Source organism: Stenotrophomonas sp. X, assembly GCF_055721025.1.
This window is the reverse complement of sequence record NZ_CM146756.1, coordinates 775272-795767: the sequence shown is the minus strand read 5'-3', so window position 1 is coordinate 795767 and position 20496 is coordinate 775272. Positions and strand designations below refer to the sequence as shown.

Annotated in this window: 22 protein-coding genes; 11 read left to right on the top strand and 11 right to left on the bottom strand. The window is 67.9% G+C overall.

Annotation, left to right across the window (positions count from 1 at the left end; translation table 11 throughout):
- The first annotated feature begins 6 nt into the window (after nt 1–6).
- Nucleotides 7–405 carry an EF-hand domain-containing protein gene (locus ACZ75I_RS03520; RefSeq protein WP_472958714.1) on the top strand — a complete coding sequence of 133 codons (399 nt, stop codon included), beginning with the start codon at nt 7–9 and terminating at the stop codon, nt 403–405.
- A gap of 68 nt (nt 406–473) precedes the next feature.
- Here ACZ75I_RS03520 and ACZ75I_RS03515 read toward each other — a convergent pair whose 3' ends face one another.
- Together ACZ75I_RS03515 and ubiH are read right to left on the bottom strand one after the other, a co-directional pair.
- Nucleotides 474–1655 (bottom strand): UbiH/UbiF family hydroxylase, encoded by a 1182-nt coding sequence (locus ACZ75I_RS03515; RefSeq protein WP_180871096.1) that lies wholly within the window; start codon nt 1653–1655, stop codon nt 474–476.
- The gene (gene ubiH, locus ACZ75I_RS03510; RefSeq protein ID WP_472958713.1) at nt 1652–2860 is read right to left on the bottom strand and encodes a 2-octaprenyl-6-methoxyphenyl hydroxylase; all 1209 of its coding nucleotides are present in this window, start codon (nt 2858–2860) and stop codon (nt 1652–1654) included. Before ubiH ends, ACZ75I_RS03515 begins: the two co-directional genes overlap by 4 nt.
- A gap of 109 nt (nt 2861–2969) precedes the next feature.
- Between ubiH and ACZ75I_RS03505 the strand changes: the two genes are divergently transcribed.
- The 10 genes from ACZ75I_RS03505 (at nt 2970) to ACZ75I_RS03460 (ending at nt 12823) form a co-directional block, all read left to right on the top strand.
- The gene (locus ACZ75I_RS03505; protein WP_005415353.1) at nt 2970–3554 is read left to right on the top strand and encodes a hypothetical protein; all 585 of its coding nucleotides are present in this window, start codon (nt 2970–2972) and stop codon (nt 3552–3554) included.
- A gap of 8 nt (nt 3555–3562) precedes the next feature.
- Complete coding sequence (locus tag ACZ75I_RS03500; RefSeq protein ID WP_061478346.1) at nt 3563–4117, top strand: cob(I)yrinic acid a,c-diamide adenosyltransferase; 555 nt, start codon at nt 3563–3565, stop codon at nt 4115–4117.
- A 9-nt stretch (nt 4118–4126) separates the two neighbouring features.
- Nucleotides 4127–5065, top strand: coding sequence for a histone deacetylase family protein (locus ACZ75I_RS03495; protein ID WP_472958712.1), 939 nt, complete (start codon nt 4127–4129; stop codon nt 5063–5065).
- 89 nt (nt 5066–5154) lie between these two features.
- Entirely contained in the window at nt 5155–7635 is a 2481-nt protein-coding gene (lptD, locus tag ACZ75I_RS03490; RefSeq protein ID WP_472958711.1) for an LPS-assembly protein LptD, read from the top strand.
- Nucleotides 7632–8975, top strand: coding sequence for a peptidylprolyl isomerase (locus ACZ75I_RS03485; protein ID WP_111201127.1), 1344 nt, complete (start codon nt 7632–7634; stop codon nt 8973–8975). The genes lptD and ACZ75I_RS03485 overlap by 4 nt, the downstream gene beginning before the upstream one ends.
- Before the next feature lie 3 nt (nt 8976–8978).
- A complete protein-coding gene (gene pdxA / locus ACZ75I_RS03480; protein WP_180871105.1) occupies nt 8979–9959 on the top strand; it encodes a 4-hydroxythreonine-4-phosphate dehydrogenase PdxA in 981 nt (326 codons plus the stop codon).
- Nucleotides 9956–10759 carry a 16S rRNA (adenine(1518)-N(6)/adenine(1519)-N(6))-dimethyltransferase RsmA gene (gene rsmA, locus ACZ75I_RS03475; RefSeq protein ID WP_134969481.1) on the top strand — a complete coding sequence of 268 codons (804 nt, stop codon included), beginning with the start codon at nt 9956–9958 and terminating at the stop codon, nt 10757–10759. The genes pdxA and rsmA overlap by 4 nt, the downstream gene beginning before the upstream one ends.
- A gap of 13 nt (nt 10760–10772) precedes the next feature.
- Nucleotides 10773–11156 carry a Co2+/Mg2+ efflux protein ApaG gene (apaG, locus tag ACZ75I_RS03470; RefSeq protein ID WP_008268668.1) on the top strand — a complete coding sequence of 128 codons (384 nt, stop codon included), beginning with the start codon at nt 10773–10775 and terminating at the stop codon, nt 11154–11156.
- Between the two features lie 15 nt (nt 11157–11171).
- Nucleotides 11172–12197, top strand: a complete 1026-nt coding sequence (locus ACZ75I_RS03465) for a symmetrical bis(5'-nucleosyl)-tetraphosphatase (protein WP_180871107.1) — start codon at nt 11172–11174, stop codon at nt 12195–12197.
- On the top strand, nt 12194–12823 hold the full coding sequence (locus tag ACZ75I_RS03460) for a DUF1287 domain-containing protein (protein WP_180871109.1): 630 nt from the start codon (nt 12194–12196) through the stop codon (nt 12821–12823). The genes ACZ75I_RS03465 and ACZ75I_RS03460 overlap by 4 nt, the downstream gene beginning before the upstream one ends.
- Nucleotides 12824–12909: 86 nt before the next feature.
- Here ACZ75I_RS03460 and ACZ75I_RS03455 read toward each other — a convergent pair whose 3' ends face one another.
- The 9 genes from ACZ75I_RS03455 to ACZ75I_RS03415 all read right to left on the bottom strand — a co-directional run bounded on the left by ACZ75I_RS03455 (nt 12910) and on the right by ACZ75I_RS03415 (nt 20284).
- A complete protein-coding gene (locus ACZ75I_RS03455; protein ID WP_472958710.1) occupies nt 12910–13401 on the bottom strand; it encodes a dihydrofolate reductase in 492 nt (163 codons plus the stop codon).
- Nucleotides 13402–13406: 5 nt separating this feature from the next.
- Nucleotides 13407–14201: a thymidylate synthase gene (locus ACZ75I_RS03450; RefSeq protein ID WP_180871114.1), complete on the bottom strand. Its 795-nt coding sequence runs from the start codon at nt 14199–14201 to the stop codon at nt 13407–13409.
- On the bottom strand, nt 14198–15085 hold the full coding sequence (gene lgt, locus ACZ75I_RS03445) for a prolipoprotein diacylglyceryl transferase (protein ID WP_180871116.1): 888 nt from the start codon (nt 15083–15085) through the stop codon (nt 14198–14200). Before lgt ends, ACZ75I_RS03450 begins: the two co-directional genes overlap by 4 nt.
- Before the next feature lie 51 nt (nt 15086–15136).
- The gene (locus ACZ75I_RS03440; protein ID WP_005415340.1) at nt 15137–15631 is read right to left on the bottom strand and encodes a TPM domain-containing protein; all 495 of its coding nucleotides are present in this window, start codon (nt 15629–15631) and stop codon (nt 15137–15139) included.
- The gene (locus ACZ75I_RS03435) at nt 15631–16500 is read right to left on the bottom strand and encodes a TPM domain-containing protein (RefSeq protein WP_472958709.1); all 870 of its coding nucleotides are present in this window, start codon (nt 16498–16500) and stop codon (nt 15631–15633) included. Before ACZ75I_RS03435 ends, ACZ75I_RS03440 begins: the two co-directional genes overlap by 1 nt.
- 3 nt (nt 16501–16503) lie before the next feature.
- Nucleotides 16504–17124 carry a LemA family protein gene (locus ACZ75I_RS03430; protein WP_005415338.1) on the bottom strand — a complete coding sequence of 207 codons (621 nt, stop codon included), beginning with the start codon at nt 17122–17124 and terminating at the stop codon, nt 16504–16506.
- Between the two features lie 561 nt (nt 17125–17685).
- Nucleotides 17686–18846, bottom strand: a complete 1161-nt coding sequence (locus ACZ75I_RS03425; protein ID WP_472958708.1) for an MFS transporter — start codon at nt 18844–18846, stop codon at nt 17686–17688.
- 262 nt (nt 18847–19108) lie between these two features.
- Nucleotides 19109–19858, bottom strand: a complete 750-nt coding sequence (locus ACZ75I_RS03420) for a TerC family protein (RefSeq protein WP_072167878.1) — start codon at nt 19856–19858, stop codon at nt 19109–19111.
- Between the two features lie 30 nt (nt 19859–19888).
- Nucleotides 19889–20284 (bottom strand): diacylglycerol kinase, encoded by a 396-nt coding sequence (locus ACZ75I_RS03415; protein WP_061478360.1) that lies wholly within the window; start codon nt 20282–20284, stop codon nt 19889–19891.
- Nucleotides 20285–20496 lie beyond the last annotated feature (212 nt).

Sequence of the window (20496 nt, the reverse complement as noted above, 5' to 3'; positions counted from 1 at the left end):
CCTGTCATGAACCTTCCCCGTTCCGCCGTGCTGGTGGCCACCCTGCTGGCTTCGGTACCGGCGATGGCCCAGCATGGCCCGTCCACCCCTGCGCAGAGCCAGCCGCTGGGCCCGACCGGCGGCGCCATCCGTCAGCAGCCGCTGGATGCCGCCCGGGTCACCGGCAGTGTCGATATTCCGCAGCCGGCCGGCGAGGCACAGGTGACCGTGCGCTCGCTGGAACCCAGCAGCGTGGTTGGCCAGTACCGCATCCGCTTCAGCGACCTTGACGTGAATGGCGACGGTTTCATCAGCCGCGAGGAAGCACAGGCCAACCCGGCGCTGGCCGATGAGTTCAATGCGTTGGACGTGAAGCGTCGCGGCAAGCTGGACCGTGCCGACCTGGCCGGCTGGCTGGTGGATTGAAAAAGGGGACGGAGGGGATTAAGTCGTATGTGCACATACGACTTAATCCCCTCCGTCCCCTTTTTGCTTCAGACGCCGGCGGCGCGCTTCCAGAACGCCTGCACCAGCGGCGGCCATCGGCCGACGCAGCCCAGCGCACGGCCCCGGGCCAGGGTCAGGTGCATCTCGTCGTTGGAGAACAGGCGGTTGATCGCATCGAAGCTGTAGGCGGCGACGTGGTTGTCGCTCCGCCGTTCGCGTGCCCAGCGCTGCAGGCGCTGCGGCGACAGCCGCGGTTGGCCGCGTCGCTCTGCCGAGGGTGCCAGCCACTGCTGCAGGGCGGCGACATCACGCAGCCCCAGGTTCACGCCCTGCCCGGCCAGCGGATGCACCACATGCGCCGCGTCACCCAACGCCAGCACACGACCGGCCACGTAGTGACGGGCCAGCTGGCGGCGCAGCGGGAATGCCGCACGCGATGAGGCCAACCGCAGCTCACCCAGGCGTGCCGCGAAGGCGCGGGTCAGTTCGCGGTTGAAGCTGTCCTCGTCCAGCGCCAGAACACGCGCCGCCTCGTCCTCGGGCAGGGTCCAGACGATCGAGCTGCGGCGTTCGGCCACCGGCAACAACGCCAGCGGCCCGCTTGGCAGAAAGCGCTGCCAGGCCGTGGCCTGATTGGGAAGATCGCTGTCCACGTAGGCCACCACGCCGCGCTGGTGGTAGTCATGCTTTTCAACCTCGATCCCGGCCAGCTGGCGCAGGGTCGATTCGGCACCGTCGGCGGCCACCGCCAACGCCGCTTCCAGGCGGCGCCCGTCATCCAGGCGCAGGCGCACGCCGTCCTCGTCCTGCTCCAGCGCGTCCACTCGTGCCGGGCAGTGCAGCTGCACACCCGCCGCCGGCAGCGCCGACCACAGGCGGTCCTGCAGCAGCCCGTTCTCGACGATGTAGCCCAGTTCGCGACGGCCGAAGCGATCGGCGTCGAACAGCAGATCCTCGCCACCGGCCGCGTCCCACACCTGCATGCGCCGGTAGGGCCATGCACGGGCCTGCGCGATCGCCGGCCACACGCCCAGGCGGTTCAGCAGCTGTACGTTGTCGGCAGCGAAGGCGAACACGCGCAGGTCCGGCTGTGCAGCCTGCCACGGCGCCGGTTCGCGACCTTCCACCAGCGCCACCGACAGGCCGGCATCAGCCAGCGCCAGCGCACACGCGGCACCGACCACGCCACCGCCGATGATGGCCACATCAAGACGCGCGCGCCGGCTCATGCCGCTTCTCCACGGCACAGCCGCGGCACCTCGCCGCGGAAGCCCATCGCACCACCGACCAGCATCGATTGCACCGAGGCGCGCTGCGCGGCCACCAGGCCGAGGCTGCGCAGCGGCCGCATCAGCGGCGCCGGGTTGCTGGTCAGGCGCGCCAGCCCGCCGGAGAACGCCACCGTCTGCCGGCGGTCCTCTTCGCGGCGCGCGACATAGGCCTGCAGCAGTGCATCGCTGCCGGCATCCTCATGCGCATCCTCCAGCAGTTCGGCCAGGGTCAGCGCATCGCGCAGGCCCAGGTTGAAGCCCTGTGCACCCAGCGGATGGATGGTCTGCGCGGCATTGCCGAGCAGCACCGCGCGCTCTCCGGCCAGCGCGCGCGCCAGCACCTGGATGAGCGGATACGCACTGCGCGGGCCGGATTCGAGCAGCCGGCCTGCGCGCCAGCCGATCGCGTTCTGCAGGCGTTGCAGCCAAGCCGCATCGTCCAGCGCCATCACCGCATCGGCCTGGTCGCGCGCCACACCGTGCACGGTGCCGAAGTGGCGATCGCCACGCGGCAGCAGGGCGGTCGGGCCGGTATCGGTGAAGCGCTCCCAGGCGGTGCCGTCCGGCGCGCGCTGGCTGCGCACGCGGGCCACGAACAGGGTCTGCTGGAAATCATGGCGGTCGACCTCGATGCCGAGCGCGCCGCGCACGCCACTGGTCGTGCCATCGGCCCCTACCACCAGCCGGGCCAGCAGCACGCGCTCGCCGGTCTCGTCGGCCACCCGCACCTGGCGGTAGCCGTCGATCACCTCGCCCAGGCCCAGGAAACGCATCGGCCGGTAGCGCCGCAGCCGCGGCAGCTCCTGCAGGCGCGCTTCCAGCGCCTGGCCGAAGTCCCGCGCCACCACCACCTGGCCGAACCACGGCCGGTCGTAGTCGGAAGCCTCCAGCTGCACCCGGCCGAAATCGCCGGCGCGGCTGACGTGGATGCGGCGGATCGGGCCCGGCGCCATCGCCAGCTTCTGCATGACCCCCAGCGCGGTCAGCGCATTGACCGTGGCAGCGGCAAAACTGAGGTTGCGCTGGTCGAACACCGCCGGCAGCTCGCCGGCCGGGCTGGCCTCGAGCAGGCCCACATCGCGGCCCAGGCGGTCCAGGGCGATGGCCAGGCTGGCACCGACCAGGCCACCACCGACGATCAGCACGTCATGTCGTTCACTCATGGTGTTCATGATACGCGCTCGCCCTGCCCGAACACCCAACACCACCCGACCTGCGCCAACCGGCGCGGCGGGCTAGAATGAAACCTGAATCCGCTCCGGGCCCGCTGCCATGTCCGCCACCGCCAACCGCGCCTTCGTCCTGTCCGTCCTTGTGCTGTTGCTGGCAGCGACCCGGGTCAACCACTTCGCGGCGATCCCCGATGCCTCCTGGGCGGTGTTCTTCATCGGTGGCTTCTACCTGGCCACGTGGACACGCTGGGCGTTTCCGCTGCTGATGGTGTTCGCCGTGCTGGTGGACTGGATCGTGATCCGCAGCAGCGGCCTGGATTTCTGGCAGCACTACTGCGTGTCGCCGGGTTACTGGCTGCTGCTGCCGGCGTACTTCTCGCTGTGGGCCGGCGGCATGCTGCTGGGCCGCAACTACCAGGGCGCACGCTGGCCGGTGCTGGCCAAGGGTGCGCTGCTGCTGGTGGCCTCGGTGGCGGTCTGCCACCTGCTGGCGCAGGGCGGTTTCTACTGGACCACCCGCAACGTGGCCGAGCCGACGCTGGCCGGCTGGGCGCAGAACTACGCACAATGGTTCGGCCCCTACCTGCGCACCACCGCGATCTACGTGGCGCTGGCGGCGGCATTGCAGCTGGCCGTGGAGCAGGTACTGAAGCTCCAGCAGGCCCGCCGCGACATCCGGCACTGAGCCGCGCCATGGGTCATCGCCTCTCGCGCATCTATACCCGCACCGGCGACGACGGCAGTACCGGCCTCGGCGACGGCCAGCGCGTCGCCAAGGACGACGCCCGGGTGGCGTCCTACGGCACCGTCGATGAAGCCAACGCTGCGCTTGGCCTGCTGCTTGCCACCGCGCTGCCCGAGGATGTCCGCGCGCTGGTGGTGCATCTGCAGCACCAGCTGTTCGACCTGGGTGCCGAGCTGTGCATCCCCGGCCACGCCGCCATCCACGCCGCCGATGTCTCGGCACTGGAACAGCAGCTGGACCACTACAACGCCAACCTGCCGATGTTGAAGGAGTTCATCCTGCCGGCCGGTGGCGAGGCCGCCGCACGCTGCCACCTGGCCCGCACCATCGTCCGCCGCGCCGAGCGCGAGACGGTCACCCTGGCCCGCCACGAAGCCGTGCGCAGCGAGGCGTTGCAGTACCTCAACCGGCTGTCGGACCTGTTGTTCGTGCTGGCCCGCGTACTGGCCCGCGCCGACGGCCATGGCGAAGCGCTGTGGCAGCCACAGCAGCGCCAGCGCTGAGTCGGCACGATGCTGGTCTTCACCCATCCGTCCTGCCTGCTGCATGATCCTGGCCCCGGCCATCCGGAGTGCCCGCAACGCCTGCAGCAGGTACTCGATGCCCTGCACACCGCGTTCCCCGGCCAGCTGGACTGGCGCGAGGCGCCGCCGGCCAAGTTCGGCGAACTGACCCGGGTCCACGACAGTGCCCTGCTCGACTTCGTGCTGCAGCCGCAGACCGCGCCGCTGCGCCAGCTGGACATGGACACCTGGACCTCACCGGGCTCGGCCAGTGCCGCCGTGCACGCCGCCGGCGCCGGGGTGGCCGCGGTCGATGCGGTGATGCTGGGCGAGGACCCGCTGGCCTTCTGCGCGGTGCGGCCCCCGGGCCACCACGCCACCAGCAGCACCGCGATGGGCTTCTGCCTGCTCAACAACATTGCCATTGCCGCGGCCCATGCCCGCGACCGCCATGGCCTGGAGCGGATCGCGGTGGTCGATTTCGATGTCCACCATGGCAACGGCACCCAGGACATCTTCCAGCACGACGCCCGGGTCTCCTACTACAGTACCCACCAGGCCGGGCTGTTCCCCAATTCGGGCCTGCGCCGCGACCGCGGTGCCGGCAACCTGATGAACATCCTGCTGCCCCCCGGCAGTGGCGGTTTCCGCTTCCGCAACGTGTGGGCCGACGAGATGCTGCCGGCCATCGACGACTTCCGCCCGCAGCTGCTGCTGATCTCGGCCGGCTTCGATGCCCACCTGCGCGACCCGCAGGCCGACCTGATGCTGGAAACCGACGATTTCGCCTGGATCACCCGGGAACTGCATGCGCTGGCGCGCCGCCATGCGGCCGGCCGGGTGGTCTCGATGCTGGAAGGCGGCTATGACCTGCAGACCCTTGCCGAGTGCAGCGTGGCCCATGTCCGGGCCCTGCTGCTGCCCCCTCCCGGCAGCGTCTCCGGATGAACCCGAGCCGGCAGGCTCCGGCGTCCTTCATTGCCCCTATGCAAGGGATGGGGCAAGCTACCGTCCGTTTTCGCCCGAATCCGAACCGCGTGCGCCGAGCCCTCCGCCTGCTTCCCCTGCCTCTGAGCATCGCCATCTGCCTGCCGGCAATGGCCGATGAAAAGCCGCTCAACTGGGGCCTGTGCCCGGCTACCGACGTGATTCCCGCGTTCACCGATGCCCCCACCCCGGTCCCGGGGCAGGACAAGGCCGCCGCCAGCGCTGCGCGCGAGCAGCAGCCGACCGACATCGAGGGTGACCAGCTGCTGGGCACGACCACCGTGCCGCAGTACGAAGGCAACGTGGCCCTGCGCCGCGGCGACCAGTTCGTCGGCACCGACAAGCTCAGCTTCGATACCGAGAGCGGCAACTACATCGCCGACGGCAATGTCCGCTACCAGGACTCCTCGATCCGCATGGTCGCCAAGCGCGCCGAGGGCAACCAGGAAAGCGACACCCACAAGATCACCGACATCAAGTACCAGCTGGTGTCGCGCCGCGGCAACGGCGATGCCGAGTCGGTCGACCTGCAGGGCGCGGTCGGCCAGATGCACCGCTCCACCTACACCACCTGCGACCCGTCACAGCCGGTGTGGAAACTGTCGGCGCCGCAGATCGAAGTGGACAACGACGAGGGCTTCGGCACTGCCCGCAATGCCGTGCTGCGGATCGGCAAGGTGCCGGTGCTGTGGGCGCCGTACTTCAAGTTCCCGATCGATGACCGGCGCAAGACCGGCCTGCTGTTCCCGCAGCTGGGCATGTCCGGGCGCAACGGATTCGACTACGCACAGCCGATCTACTTCAACCTGGCGCCGAACTACGACGACACGTTGACCCCGCGCTACATGAGCCGGCGCGGCCTGATGCTCGACAACGAGTTCCGCTATCTCTACAACGGCGGCCGCGGTGAACTGCTGACCGCGTTCATGCCCAACGACAAGCTGCGCGACCGCGACCGCGGCCGGGTGATGTTCAGCGGTTACCACAACGTGGACAGCCACTGGCAGGCCCGCGCCAACCTGGCCTGGGTCAGCGACGAGCGCTATGTCGAGGACTTCGCCAACCGCCTGGTCGGGGTGACTGCCTCGAACCTGCAGAGCACCGTGGGCCTGTACGGCACCGGCCGGAACTGGACGGCCGGCATCATGGCCGACCGCTGGCAGCTGACCGACTACACGCTCAATGAAAGCGCGCTGCCGTACAACCGCCAGCCGCGCCTGTACCTCAACTGGGACAAGCCGGTCCTGCCGTGGCTGGAAACCGGCATCTATGCCGAAGCCGTGCGCTTCACCCACGACGACATCAACTTCAAGTACGGCGCCGATGCGGGACCCGACCTGCAGTACACGCGCAACGGCCAGACCCAACGCATGTACGGCGGCTCGCGCCTGGACGTGAAGCCGTACGTGTCGTTCCCGATCAGTGGCGCGGCCTGGTACGTCACCCCGACTCTGGCCTACCGCTACACCGGCTACGACCTGGACCAGGGACTGGCTGACAGCGTCCGCCGCAACGTGCTGGCCTCGCAGGGGATCGACCCGAACACCGCCACGCCGGAACAGCTGCGAGGCAACAAATCGCCCAGCCGCAGCCTGCCGATCGGTAGCATCGACGCCGGCCTGTTCTTCGATCGCGAGACCACCATCGGCGGCAAGTCATTCCTGCACACGCTGGAACCGCGCCTGTTCTACCTGCGCACGCCGTACCGCAACCAGGACGAGCTGCCGATCTTCGACACCCGTGACTTCACGTTCAGCTGGGGCCAGCTGTTCCGCGACTCGCGCTACACCGGCGCCGACCGCCAGAACGATGCCAACCAGCTGACCCTGGCACTGGGCACCCGCTTCATCGACCAGACCACCGGCAAGGAACGCTTCTCGGCTGCCATCGGCCAGATCCAGTATTTCGACGAGTCGCGGGTGACCGTCAACCCGGGCGGCGCGCCGGTGGAAAAGGGCAAGTCGGCGTGGATCGCCGACGGCAACTACATGATCAACGACCGCTGGACCCTGGGTGCCACCTACCAGTGGGACCCGAAGTACAAGCGCGAGGATCTGGCCAGCGTCCGTGCCCGCTACCTGATGCCCAACGATGGCGTGATCAACCTGAGCTACCGCTACCGCATCAACTCGGGCGCCCCGGCCACCGCCAACAAGCACGACCGTACCCTGCTGGAACAGGCCGACCTGTCGTTCCTGTACCCGCTGAATGCGCGCTGGAGCCTGGTCGGTCGCTACTACTACTCGCTGCAGGACAAGGAACCGCTGGAAATCATCGCCGGCGTCCAGTGGGACAGCTGCTGCCTGGCCGTGCGTGCGGTCGCCCGCCGTTACGTCCGCAACCGCGAAGGCGAGATGAACAACGCCATCCAGCTGGAGTTCGTGCTCAAGGGCCTGAGCTCCCTGGGGCAGGACACGGACCGTACCCTGCGCCGTGCTATCCTCGGCTACAACCGCGACGACCTCTATCTCGTGCCGCCGAGCAACACCGGGGCGACCCGGGATGACTACGATCCGAACCTGATCCCATGACCAAGCGCTTCCCCGTTCTTCTCGCCTCGCTGCTGGCGGTGTCCAGCGTGTCCGCCCCCCTGCAGGTACTTGCCCAGGAGGCGCAGCCGCTTGACCGCATCGCTGCCGTCGTCGATGAGGACGTGATCCTGCAGAGCGAGCTCCAGCGTGCGATCGCCAACATCAAGGCGCAATACGCTGGCCGCGAAAACCAGCTTCCGCCGGAAGACGTGCTCAGCCGCCAGGTGCTCGAACGCCTGGTGCTGGTCAAGCTGCAGGTGGCCCGCGCCCAGGGCAGCGGGATCCGTGTCAGCGACCAGGAGCTGAACCAGGCGATGAACGCCATTGCCCAGCAGAACGGTTCGAACCTGGACGCGCTGCGCCAGCGCCTGGCCCATGACGGTATCGATTTCAACGATTTCCGTGCGTCGGTGCGTGACGAGATCACCGTGCAGCGCCTGCGCCAGAGCTTCGCGCAGAGCCGCATCAGCGTCAGCGAGGGTGAAGTCGACGCCGCGCTGAAGCAGCAGGCCACGGTAGGCAACCAGTACCACCTGGCGCACATCCTGATCGCCCTGCCCGACGGTGCCAACGCCGACCAGATCGCCACCGGCCAGAAGAAGGCCGATGGCGTGAAGGCCCTGCTGGACAAGGGCGAGCTGGACTTCAACGCGGCGGCCGTGCGCTATTCGGACAGCCCGAACGCACTGGAAGGCGGCGATCTGGGCTGGCGCAGCCTGGATGAAATCCCGCAGGCCTTTGCCCAGTTGATGGAAAAGATGAAGCCGGGCGAGGTGGTCGGCCCGATCCGCGGCCCGAGCGGCTTCCAGCTGCTGAAGCTGGTGGAAGTGCGTGACAGCAGTTCCGCCGCCGGTGAGCAGACGGTCACCGAGTACCACGGCCGCCACATCCTGGTCCGCGTGGACGACCACCAGACCGATGCCGCTGCCAAGGCCAAGATCGATACCCTGCGCGCCCGCATTGCTGGCGGCGCCGACTTCCAGACCGTTGCCAGGGAGTCCTCCGAGGACAACAACAGCAAGGGCCAGGGCGGTGATCTCGGCTGGTTCCCGGCTGACGCGTTCGGTCCGGCCTTCGGCCAGCAGGTGAGTGGCCTGCAGGATGGTGGCGTCAGCCAGCCGTTCCGCACCGACGCCGGTTGGCACATCGTGCAGCGCGTGGCGACCCGCCAGACCGACGTGACCACCGACAACCAGCGTGCCCAGGTCCGCGAAACCATCGGCCGTCGCAAGCTGGAAGACGAGTACAACCGCTTCCTGCAGGAACTGCGTGGCGAAGCCTACGTCAGTTTCCGCAGCGGCGACCGCGCGGAAAACACCGCCACTCCGCCGCAGTCCTGACCGATGCGCCCCGAGCTCGCTCTGGTACCGGGCGAGCCCGCCGGGATCGGCCCGGAGCTGTGTGTCCGCCTCGTCCAGCAGCCGCGTGAAGATTGCCGGCTGCTGGCCTTCGCCGACCCGGACACCCTGCGCGCGGCCGCGGCCGCGCTGAACCTGCCCCTGCAACTGCTGCCCGAGGACGCCGAAGCACGCGCCCCGGGCGATCTGCGCCTGCGCGCCGTCCGCAACGCGGCGCCCAGCCACTTCGGCCAGGCCGATCCGGCCAATGCCAGCGCGGTCATCGGTGCCCTGCTCGGCGCCGGCCAGGCCTGCCTGTCCGGTGAGCTGCACGGTGTGGTGACCGGCCCGGTGCACAAGGCGGTCATCAACGAAGGCGGCATTGCCTACAGTGGCACCACTGAATTGCTGGCCGACCAGGCCGGAGTGAAGGTGGTGATGATGCTGGCCAATCACATTGTCCGCGTGGCCCTGGCCACCACCCACCTGCCGCTGCGCGAGGTGGTCGATGCGATCACCGCGCCCAGTCTGGAACACACCCTGCGTACGGTGCATGCCGCGCTGCGCCGCGAGTTCGGCCTGCCTGCGCCGCGCATCGCGGTGCTCGGGCTGAACCCGCATGCCGGCGAAGACGGCCATCTGGGACGCGAGGAACTGGACCTGGTCATCCCGCTGCTGCAGCGCCTGCGCGCGGAGGGCATGGACCTGGTCGGCCCGCTGCCGGCCGACACCGCCTTCCTGCCGGCCAAGCTGGCCGGCTTCGACACCGTGCTGGCGATGTACCACGACCAGGGCCTGCCGGTGCTGAAGTATTCCGGCTTCGAGCAGGCGGTGAACCTGACCCTGGGCCTGCCCTACCCGCGCGTGGCGGTCGACCATGGCACCGCGCTGGACCTGGCCGGCCGCGGCATCGCCGATCCTTCCAGCCTGCAGGCGGCAACGACGCTGTGTGCGCAGCTGGCGCGGCAACGTACACTGAGCGCATGAATTCCCCGCATTCCCCCTCCGGCCCGGTGTTCACCGCACCGGCCAAGAAGCAGCTTGGCCAGCATTTCCTGGCCGATCGCCACTACATCGACAAGATCGTGATGGCGGTCAACCCGAAAGAGGGTGACCGCCTGGTCGAGATCGGACCCGGCCAGGGCGCCATCACCCTGCCGCTGCTGCGCGTGCACCCGAAGCTGACGGTGATCGAGTTCGACCGCGACCTGATCGCGCCGCTGACCGCCGCCGCCGAGCCGCTGGGCGAGCTGACCATCGTCCACCGCGACGTGCTGCGCGTGGACTTCACCGAACTGGCCGACGGCCAGCCGATCCGCCTGGTCGGCAACCTGCCCTACAACATCTCCTCGCCGATCCTGTTCCATGCGCTGGAGCATGCCGCGGTGATCCGCGATATGCACTTCATGCTGCAGAAGGAAGTGGTCGACCGCATGGCCGCCGGCCCCGGCAGCAAGGTGTATGGCCGCCTCAGCGTGATGCTGCAGGCCTACTGCCAGGTGACCTCCCTGTTCGTGGTGCCGCCGGGCGCGTTCCGGCCGCCGCCGAAGGTCGATTCCGCCGTGGTGCGGCTGGTGCCGCGTGACCCGGCCTCGATCAGCATCAACGACCACACGCGCTTCGCCGAGGTGGTCAAGGCCGCCTTCGGGCAGCGCCGCAAGACCCTGCGCAATGCCCTGAACAACGTGGTGTCCGCCGAGCAGTTCATCGCCGCCGGCGTGCGTCCCGATGCCCGCGCCGAACAGCTGGACGTGGCCGAATTCATCGCTTTGGCCAATGCCTCCTGATTACACTGCCGGTATGGAAGACGCTGACGTATATGCCATCTCCGTCGAAGTCGCGCCGCGCTTCCTCGACGATCAATCCGCGCCGGAAGACGGTCGCTTTGCGTTCGCCTACACGATCCGCATCCACAACCAGGGGCGGGTCGCCGCACGCCTGGTCGCACGCCACTGGCGCATCACCGATGCCAATGGCCGTGTCGAGCATGTCGATGGCGACGGGGTGATCGGCGAGCAGCCGCGGCTGCGCCCCGGTGAAGACTTCCGTTACACGTCCGGTGTCATGCTGGGAACCGATCACGGGACCATGCAGGGGCACTACGACATGGTCGCCGACGATGGCACCGAATTTGCCGCGCCGGTCGCACCGTTCGTGCTGGCCGTGCCGCGTACCCTGCACTGACACGGAGGCCGAACGATGAGTGTGTGGGCGATCGGCGACCTGCAGGGCTGCTACGACGTTACCCAGCGGTTGCTGGAGAAGATCCGCTTCGACCCGGCCCAGGACACCCTGTGGTTCTGCGGCGACCTGGTCAACCGTGGCGGCCAGTCGCTGGAAACGCTGCGGCTGGTGCATTCGCTTCGCGAGCACAGCGTGGTGGTACTGGGCAACCATGATCTTTCGCTGCTGGCCGTCGGTGCACGCACCGAAGAGGAGCAGCGCAAGGTCAACCCGGACCTGCTGCGCATCGTGCAGGCCGAGGACCGCGACGAACTGCTGGACTGGCTGCGCCTGCAGAAGCTGGTGCATGTGGATCGCGAGCTGGGCTGGATGATGGTGCACGCCGGCCTGGCGCCGAAGTGGACAACGCAGATGGCAGAGAAGCACGCTGCCGAAGTCGAGGTGCAGCTGCACGGCGCCGGCTACCGCAAGCTGTTCCGCAACATGTACGGCGACAAGCCAAGCTGGGCGCCGAACCTGTCCGGCTACGACCGTTCGCGCGCGATCATCAACGTGCTCACCCGCATGCGCTACTGCACCCCGCGCGGGCGCATCGGCATCGAGGACAAGGGCACCCCCGGCACGCAGGAACAGGGACTCTACCCCTGGTTCGAAGTACCGGGCCGGGTCGAGCGCGACCTCAAGATCGTCTGCGGCCACTGGTCGGCGCTGGGCCTGACCATCACCCAGGGCGTGCACGCCATCGACACCGGCGCAGTCTGGGGCGGCAAGCTGACCGCGATCCAGCTCGATACCGACGAGCTGCGCGTGGTGCAGGTGCCGGGCCGCGATGTACCGGCACCCGTACCTCACGCCCGCCCGCCGGCGCGACCGGCGCACGAGCGCCCCTCCGCTGCGGTGCAGGGCAAGGAACAGGGCGGCGGTAACGCCGCTGCTGCCAGCCCGGGCAACCGTGGTCCGCGCCGTCGTCGCCGTCGAGGTGGTGGTGGTGGTGGAGGTTCCGGTGGACCCCACAACAACGGCGCCGCGCCGCAGGCATGACGCGGCGCGGCTGGGCACCATGGAGGGCGCTGCTGCTGACGCTGGCCCTGGCCAGCGGCTGCCAGCCTGCTTCGGCTCCGGCTCCCACCGGCGGCGGAAATGCCGCCCCCACGCCATCGCCGCCACTGGTGGCTGCCGCGCGCGCGCAGATCGGCGTCACCACCCGTTACGATCCCGCCTACCAGGTCCTGTCCTATCCCGGCGGCGACGTCCCGCTTGATCGCGGCGTGTGCACCGACGTGGTGGTGCGCGCCCTGCGCAGCCAGGGCCTGGACCTGCAGGCGCGCGTGCATGAAGACATGCGCGGCAACTTCAGCGCGTATCCGGCGATCTGGGGCCTGTCACGGCCGGACCGCAACATTGATCATCGACGTGTGCCGAACCTGATGCGCTGGTTCGAACGGCAGGGCTGGCAGCAACCGGTCACCGCTCTCGCCACCGACTATGCGGCCGGTGACATCGTGGCCTGGAAGCTCAACGGCAACGGTCTGCTGCATGTCGGCATCGTCTCCGACCGGAGGCTGGCCAATGGCACACCGCTGGTGCTGCACAACATCGCACGCGGCACGCGTGAAGAGAACCTGCTGTTCCAGCACGCGATCATCGGGCACTACCGGATGCCGTAGGCCCCTGTAGAGCCGGGCCATGCTCGGCTACGGGAGGTGTCAGGCAACAGCAGCCGAGCATGGCTCGGCTCTACAGGAAACCATCCTCAGCGGCGCACGTAATGCACGAAACGGAACGCATAGGCGTGGCGGTCATCGGCCGGGTGCGGCTCGCCGCTCACTTCCCGCCAGTGCTGCGCATCCACCTCGGGGAAATGGGTATCGGCGGGGACTTCGGCATCCACCCAGGTCAGGTACAGGTCACTGGCCTGGTCCAGCAGCTGGTGGAAGATCTCGCCGCCGCCGATGATGCACAGCTCGCTGGCGCCCTCGCGTTCGGCAATCGTCTTCGCCTCATCCAGCGACGCCACCGCGCGCATGCCCTCGAACGGCACCTGCCCGCTGCGGGTCAGCACCAGGTTGGTCCGCCCCGGCAGCACGCGGCCGATCGACTCGGCCGTCTTGCGCCCCATCAGGATCGGCTTGCCCAGGGTGAGCGCCTTGAAGTTCTTGAAATCATCCGGCAGGTGCCAGGGCATTGCATTGCCCTGGCCAATGCCACGGTTGCGGTCCAACGCCACGATCATCGAGAGCTTCATGGCACTCACACCGCCACCGGCGCCTTGATCGCCGGGTGCGGGTCATAGCCGTCGATGCGGATGTCGTCGAACCGGAAACCGAACAGGTCGGTCACCTCCGGGTTCAACCACAGCTTCGGCAGCGCGCGCGGTTCACGCGAAAGCTGCTCGCGCGCCTGCTCGAAGTGGTTCGAATACAGGTGCGCGTCGCCCAGCGTATGCACGAAGTCGCCCACCCCCAGGCCGGTGGCCTGCGCCACCATGTGGGTCAGCAGCGCATAGCTGGCGATATTGAACGGCACGCCGAGGAAGATGTCGCCGCTGCGCTGGTACAGCTGGCAGCTGAGCTTGCCGTCCACCACGTAGAACTGGAACAGGTTGTGGCACGGCATCAGCGCCATCTGCGAAAGCTCGCCCACGTTCCAGGCGCTGACCACCAGCCGGCGCGAATCGGGGTTGCGCTTGATCTCGTCCACCAGCCACTGCATCTGGTCGATCTCGCGACCATCGGCGGTGGCCCAGCTGCGCCACTGCTTGCCATAGACTGGGCCGAGGTCGCCGTTCTCGTCGGCCCACTCGTCCCAGATCCGCACCTGGTTGTCCTTCAGGTAGCCGATGTTGGTGTCGCCCTTCAGGAACCACAGCAGCTCATGGATGATCGAGCGCAGGTGCAGTTTCTTGGTGGTGACCAGCGGGAAGCCGTCGGCCAGATTGAAACGCATCTGCCAGCCGAACACGCTGCGGGTACCGGTGCCGGTGCGGTCGTTCTTCTCGGCGCCGTGCTCGAGCACGTGCGAGAGCAGGTCCAGATAAGCCTTCATGCCTTGCCCTCGGCAGCCACCGGCAGCTGCGGCTGCAGTACCGGCGCGCGGCGCGACATCACCAGTAGCACCAGGCCGAAAGCGATCAGCGGCAGGCTGAGGATCTGGCCACGGGTCAGCCAGTCGAAGGCCACATAGACGCCGTTGTCGGGCATGCGTACGAATTCGACGGCGAAGCGGAACAGGCCGTACATCAGCGCGAACAGGCCGCCGATCAGGTAACGGTGGCGCGGCTTGGCCGACACCGTCCACAGCACCACGAACATCACCAGGCCTTCCAGGAACGCTTCATACAGCTGCGAGGGATGGCGGGCGAACTGGTTCAGCGCGCCGGTGGCGAACTGCGCCTGCAGGGTCGCGTGGTCCAACTGGTTCAGCGGCGCCGGCAGGCCGGACGGGAACACCACGCCCCACGTGCCGTCGGTGTACTTGCCCCACAGCTCGGCGCCGATGAAGTTGCCGATGCGGCCGAAGCCCAGGCCCAGCGGTACCAGCGGCGCCATGAAATCCATGGTGTCGAAGAAGTGCAGCGCGTGCTTGCGCGACCACCACCAGCAGGCACCCAGCACGCCCAGCAGGCCGCCATGGAAGCTCATGCCGCCGTCCCAGACCTTGAACAGCAGCAGCGGATTGTGCAGGAAATCGCCCAGCGCGTAGAACAGCATGTAGCCGATGCGGCCGCCCAGCACCACGCCGAGCATGGCGTAGAACAACAGGTCGGAGAAGCCGTTGGCATCGACGCCCGGCAGGCGCCCGGCGGCGATGCGCGTGCGGCCCAGCAGCCAGGCCGCAGTGAAGCCGAGCAGGTACATGATGCCGTACCAGTGCACCTTGATCGGCCCCAGCGAGAGGGCGATGGGGTCGATGTCGTGGAAATAGATCATGGAAGGTGCCTTGCGGTTGAACGCCTATTCTCGGGCCAGTGCCGCCCCGGCTCAACCAAGGAGCTGGGGCGAGTTCGGCAACGCGTCATCGTTCGACCGGGTCGAGGCCGGAAAGTGCCCTTCGATCAGGCTGGAGACCTCGTCGATGGCATCCTGCAGCGCTTCCACCGGATTGGAACCACGCAGGCCCTCGCGCAGATGGGTGCAGACCCGCTGCCACTGCGCCGGGCTGACCCGGCCATGCAGGCCGCGGTCGGCGACGATCTCGATGGCATGGTCGGCCAGCAGCAGGTAGATCAGCACCCCGTTGTTGTGAGCGGTGTCCCAGGTGCGCAGGCGTGCGAAGGCATGCTCGGCGGCCTGCCTCGGGGTGACCTTGTGCCACAACGCGGCCAGCGGCAGATCGGCCTCCACCGCGAACATCACCTGACCGCCGTGGCGCTGCTCACCGGCCGCGATGGCCTCGGTGATCGCCTGCAGCGTGGCTGGCGGAAACGCGCGACGTACCGACGGCGAACATACATGGCGGAACAGACGTTGGATCATCACCAGCCTCCCGAAGCGCCACCGCCACCGGAACGGCCACCGCCGCCGCCCCAGCCGCCACCACCGCCGAAGCCGCCTCCCCCGCCCCAGCTGCCGCCGCCCCAGCCACCACCGCCGGCAAAGCGCCCCGGGTGGCCGGACAGCATCGCCAGGATCAGGCCAACCACGCCGGCCAGGCCACTGGCCATCAGGGTGGAGGTGAACAGGAACGCCGCCAGCGCCGCACCGGCACCGCCGAGCAGGCCGCGCAGCGGTCGCGGTACGCGCGAGAACACGCCGCGCAGGATGCTGCCGGCGAACACGCCGATGAACAGCGCCAGGAACCAGGTGTCGCCGCCACCGCCGGGCTCGCGCCCGCGATGACCGCTGACCGGGGCCGGCAACGCTTCGCCATCGATCAGCTTGACCAGCACCGCAGTTGCATCGGTGATGCCACCAGCGTAGTCGCCGGCGCGGAAACGCGGCACCAGGTATTCCTGGATGACCCGGTTGGCGATGGCATCGGGAATCGCGCCTTCAAGACCGTAACCCGGCTCGATCCGCACGCGCCGGTCGTCCTTGGCCACCACCAGCAGCACGCCGTCATCCACGCCCTTGCGGCCGATCTGCCACTGGTCGAAGACCCGCGTGGTGTACTGCGCGATGTCCTCCGGCTGTGTGGTGGGTACCACCAGCACCTGCAGCTGGCTGCCCTTGCGCTGTTGCAGGTCCAGCGCCTGCTGCACCAGTGCCTGCTTCTGCGCAGCCTCCAGCGTGCCGGTGGTGTCGACCACCGGCGAGTCCAGCGCCGGAACCGGCGCCAGCTGCTGGGCGTGCGATGCCAGCGGCAGCCATAGCAGCAGGGCCAGCAGCGCAGTGGCCAGGCGCATGGGTCAGTGGCCCGGCTGCGGTGCCGGCTGCTGCTGCGGCGCGTTGCCGAAATCCACCGCCGGCGCGTTGGAGATCTGCGCTTCGTTGTCCACGGTGAAGTTCGGCTTGGTCTTGTAGCCGAAGATCTTGGCGGTGATCACCTGCGGGAACGAGCGGATGTAGGTGTTGTAGTCCTGCACCTGCTGGATGTAGCGGCCGCGGGCAACGGTGATGCGGTTCTCGGTGCCTTCCAGCTGGGCCTGCAGGTCGCGGAAGTTCTGGTCGGACTTCAGCACCGGATAGTTCTCGGTCACCACCAGCAGCCGCGACAGCGCGCTGCCGAGTTCACCCTGGGCCTGCTGGAACTGCTTGAGCGAGGCTTCGTCATCGGCGTTGACGTTGATCTGGCCGACGCGCGAACGGGCGTTGGTGACTTCGGTCAGCACGCGCTCTTCCTGGCTGGCGAAGCCCTTCACGGTCTGCACCAGGTTGGGCACCAGGTCGGCGCGGCGCTTGTACTGGTTGAGCACTTCCGACCAGCTGGCCTTGACCGCCTCATCCTTCTGCTGGATGGCGTTGTAGCCGCAGCCGGACAGCAGGGAGGCCAGCAGCATCAGGGGCAGGACACGGGTGAACAGGCGCATGGCGGAGGTTCCGGGTGGGCTTGGCGCTGAGCATGCCATGGTTCGGGTGAAAGACCGGCCATCGGGCGCCGCCCCCTCCGCGGTGTGGTCCAGCCAGCTCGGGGTGGGCCGGGAGGGTGGGTCGGCTGGGGGCCGCTGCAAGTACGTCCATGTAAGCTCGGTCGCCGCATCCATGCGGCTCACGCCCCCAGCCGACCCACCCTCCCGGCCACGGACAATTTCCTGCGCACCGCGGGAAGATCAAAAGAAAAATCAAAAGCAAAAGCCGGTTCTTCAGGCATTCGTGTCTACCAAGGTCGACACCTACCAAAGCAGAACGCCGTTCCGACCGATCGCGGCAATCTGTCGGAGGTGGGGCGGTGCGGGTTGGCAGGACGGTTGGCGCCATGGATGGCGCCATCGAGCCCCCATGGATGGGTTCACGGCGTGTCCTGCCAACCCACACCGCCCCGCCCAACCCTCAGAAAACCAGCGCCGGCTGTTGCGGTTGCTGTTGCTTCGGCGGTTGCCTTCGCCTTTAGCGGGTGCAGGGCTGCAAGCCCTGCCGGAACCCCATATCACTCAGCAGGCCTCAGCCACCGCAGTGCGGCTACGCCCCAACCATGCCAGCAGCAGGCCCGACGCGGCCAGCAGGCCACCGGCCACCGGAATGGCGGCGTAGCCCAGGCCCGAGCTGATCACCGCACCACCCAGCGCGGCACCTACCGCATTGCCCAGGTTGAATGCACCCACGTTGATCGACGACGCCAGGCCCGGCGCCTCGCTGGCCACCTGCATCACCCGGATCTGCAGCGGCGGCACGAGGGCGAAAGTCGCCGCACCGAACAGCAGTACACCCAGCGCCGCGGTGGCGTGGCTCATGAAGGCCAGCGGCAGCACGAACATCAGCACCGCCAGGGCAGCCAGCAGGATACGGGTGGCGCCATCGAGCGACCAGTCAGCCATGCGCCCACCGATGCCGTTGCCGAGGGTGAAACCGATGCCGATCAGGGCCAGCGACACCGCGATGAAGGCATTGGAAGCGCCGGTCAACTCGGTCAGCACCGGTGCGACGTAGGTGTACAGCGTGAACATCGCACCCGCACCAAGCACGGTGGTGGCCATGGCCAGCAGCACCTGCGGCTGCAGGATCGCCTTCAGTTCGCGGCGCCCGTCCGGGCGCGGTCCCGGCGCGGACGCCGGCAGCGCAAAACCCAACGCAGTGATCGCGATCAGGCCCAACGCCGCAGTACCGGCGAAGGACAGGCGCCAGCCCAGCTGCTGGCCGACCCAGGTCGCCAGCGGCACGCCACCGATGTTGGCAATGGTCAGGCCCATGAACATGGTGGCCACGGCAGCAGCCTGCTTTTCCTTTGGCACCAGGCTGGCGGCGACCACCGCACCGATGCCGAAGAAGGCACCGTGGTTGAGGCTGGTGACCAGGCGCGACAGCAGCAGCAGCCCGTAGTTCGGCGCCAGCGCGGACAGCAGGTTGCCGACCACGAAGATCGACATCAGCAGCATCAGCGCGGTGCGCTTGCCGAAACGCCCCATCAGCAGGGTCATCACCGGCGCGCCCAGCATCACGCCCACGGCATAGGCGGTGATCAGCATGCCCGCAGTGGGGATGCCAACGCCGACGCCGTCGGCGATGACCGGCAACAGGCCCATCGGGGCAAACTCGGTGGTTCCGATGGCGAAGGCGCCAACGGCAAGCGCCAGCAAGGCGGCTCTGGAATTCATGGGGGAGTCCTGGGGGGCGGGAATCGGGAGTGCGTAGCCTGCGCGCTTTGCTGCGCCGGATTAAGCCTCGCCCCGGGAAAACACTGTTGATCCTGGTTCACAAGTGGAGGCCGGAACGCAGCCACAAGTGCAAAAACCGCGGTTCCGGTGTTGAGCCGAGCCCATGCTCGGCTGCTTCCTGCCGGTCAGCCGAGCACGGGCTCGGCTCTACAAGGCAGAACGAAGAACCCCCGGCGTTGGCCGGGGGTTCGGGGTCATGCGCTTACCAGTCGCCGGCGCCCGGCACGTGGTGTTCGCGGGCGCGGCGGCGCATCAGCAGGTTCAGCCACTCCACCAGCACCGAGAAGCCCATCGCGGCGTAGATGTAGGGCTTGGGAATGTGCACGTCCAGGCCATCCAGGATCAGCACCGCACCGATCAGCAGGATGAAGGCCAGCGCCAGCATCTTCACGGTCGGGTTGGCGTCGATGAAGCGGCCCAGCGGGTTGGCGGCCAGCAGCATCACCGCCACCGACAGCAGGATCGCGGCGACCATAACCGGCACGTGGTCAGCGATGCCGACCGCGGTGATCACCGAGTCCAGCGAGAACACGATGTCGATGACCGCGATCTGCGCGATCACGTAGCCGAACACGGCCGAGGTCTTGGTCGTGCTCGGATCTTCATCCTCGCCACCGGTGATCATTTCCTTGATCTCCATCCAACCCTTGATGATCAGGAACAGGCCACCAACGATCAGCACCAGATCGCGGATGGAAATGCCCATGCCGGCCACGGTGAACAGGTTCGCCTGCATGTGCGCCAGGTACGCCAGCGATACCAGCAGGCCGATACGGGTGATACAGGCCACCGCGATGCCGAGCCGACGCGCGAACGGGCGGCGGTGCTCTGGCAGCTTGCTGACGGCGATGGAGATGAACACCAGGTTGTCGATGCCGAGCACGATTTCCAGCGCGCTCAGCGTGAACAGGGTCAACCAGACATTCGGATCGGCAAGAAACTCAAGGGACATGGGAAGTCTTCAACAAGGGGGAATGGGGGATCAGCCGTATTTGCCGGCCATTGCATGCGGGACCACGACCAGCGCCCAGCACAGAAGCACGTTCATCATCAGCACGAACACCGCCGCCGAGCCCATGTCCTTGGCGCGGCCGGCCAGCTCATGGATCTCGCTACCGTAACGTTCGATCACCGCTTCGATGGCCGAGTTGGCCAGTTCCATCGCCAGCACCAGCAGCATCGAGCCGATCAGCAGCGCGCGTTCGACCGGCGTCTGGCCCAGCCAGATCGCGATCGGCGTCAGCAGGATCAGCAGGTAGACCTCAAGCCGGAACGAGGACTCGTGCAGCCAGGCAGCGCGCAGGCCCTGCCAGGACCAGCGGGCGGCCTGGAAGATGCGGCGCGGGCCGCGCGGCAGATGGCCGAACTGATCAGCCACGGATGGAATATCCAGCAACGGGGGCGCGGCGCAGCGACCGCTCAGACGCACGGCAGGGAATCATGGGTGCACAGGAATAGGCAGATGGCGGCCATTTTGCCACAAGGCCGCCAACCGCAGCCCGTGCCGGCCCGCTGAACGGCCTGCCAGGGGCAAGCAACGGCCCGGGCATGCTCCTATGATGGATGCCCCCTTGCCTGCTGGAGCGCCTG

Bases quoted from the DNA above. Each gene is read 5' to 3' on its own strand.
- ACZ75I_RS03465 (WP_180871107.1), top strand. From the start codon at position 11,172: ATGAGTGTGTGGGCGATCGGCGACCTGCAGGGCTGCTACGACGTTACC.
- ACZ75I_RS03495 (WP_472958712.1), top strand. From the start codon at position 4,127: ATGCTGGTCTTCACCCATCCGTCCTGCCTGCTGCATGATCCTGGCCCC.
- ACZ75I_RS03440 (WP_005415340.1), bottom strand. From the start codon at position 15,631: ATGATCCAACGTCTGTTCCGCCATGTATGTTCGCCGTCGGTACGTCGC.
- pdxA (WP_180871105.1), top strand. From the start codon at position 8,979: ATGCGCCCCGAGCTCGCTCTGGTACCGGGCGAGCCCGCCGGGATCGGC.
- ACZ75I_RS03520 (WP_472958714.1), top strand. From the start codon at position 7: ATGAACCTTCCCCGTTCCGCCGTGCTGGTGGCCACCCTGCTGGCTTCG.
- ACZ75I_RS03420 (WP_072167878.1), bottom strand. From the start codon at position 19,858: ATGTCCCTTGAGTTTCTTGCCGATCCGAATGTCTGGTTGACCCTGTTC.
- ACZ75I_RS03500 (WP_061478346.1), top strand. From the start codon at position 3,563: ATGGGTCATCGCCTCTCGCGCATCTATACCCGCACCGGCGACGACGGC.
- ACZ75I_RS03435 (WP_472958709.1), bottom strand. From the start codon at position 16,500: ATGCGCCTGGCCACTGCGCTGCTGGCCCTGCTGCTATGGCTGCCGCTG.
- ACZ75I_RS03430 (WP_005415338.1), bottom strand. From the start codon at position 17,124: ATGCGCCTGTTCACCCGTGTCCTGCCCCTGATGCTGCTGGCCTCCCTG.
- lgt (WP_180871116.1), bottom strand. From the start codon at position 15,085: ATGATCTATTTCCACGACATCGACCCCATCGCCCTCTCGCTGGGGCCG.
- ubiH (WP_472958713.1), bottom strand. From the start codon at position 2,860: ATGAGTGAACGACATGACGTGCTGATCGTCGGTGGTGGCCTGGTCGGT.
- ACZ75I_RS03425 (WP_472958708.1), bottom strand. From the start codon at position 18,846: ATGAATTCCAGAGCCGCCTTGCTGGCGCTTGCCGTTGGCGCCTTCGCC.
- ACZ75I_RS03455 (WP_472958710.1), bottom strand. From the start codon at position 13,401: ATGAAGCTCTCGATGATCGTGGCGTTGGACCGCAACCGTGGCATTGGC.
- ACZ75I_RS03450 (WP_180871114.1), bottom strand. From the start codon at position 14,201: ATGAAGGCTTATCTGGACCTGCTCTCGCACGTGCTCGAGCACGGCGCC.
- ACZ75I_RS03505 (WP_005415353.1), top strand. From the start codon at position 2,970: ATGTCCGCCACCGCCAACCGCGCCTTCGTCCTGTCCGTCCTTGTGCTG.
- ACZ75I_RS03460 (WP_180871109.1), top strand. From the start codon at position 12,194: ATGACGCGGCGCGGCTGGGCACCATGGAGGGCGCTGCTGCTGACGCTG.
- ACZ75I_RS03515 (WP_180871096.1), bottom strand. From the start codon at position 1,655: ATGAGCCGGCGCGCGCGTCTTGATGTGGCCATCATCGGCGGTGGCGTG.
- apaG (WP_008268668.1), top strand. From the start codon at position 10,773: ATGGAAGACGCTGACGTATATGCCATCTCCGTCGAAGTCGCGCCGCGC.
- rsmA (WP_134969481.1), top strand. From the start codon at position 9,956: ATGAATTCCCCGCATTCCCCCTCCGGCCCGGTGTTCACCGCACCGGCC.
- ACZ75I_RS03485 (WP_111201127.1), top strand. From the start codon at position 7,632: ATGACCAAGCGCTTCCCCGTTCTTCTCGCCTCGCTGCTGGCGGTGTCC.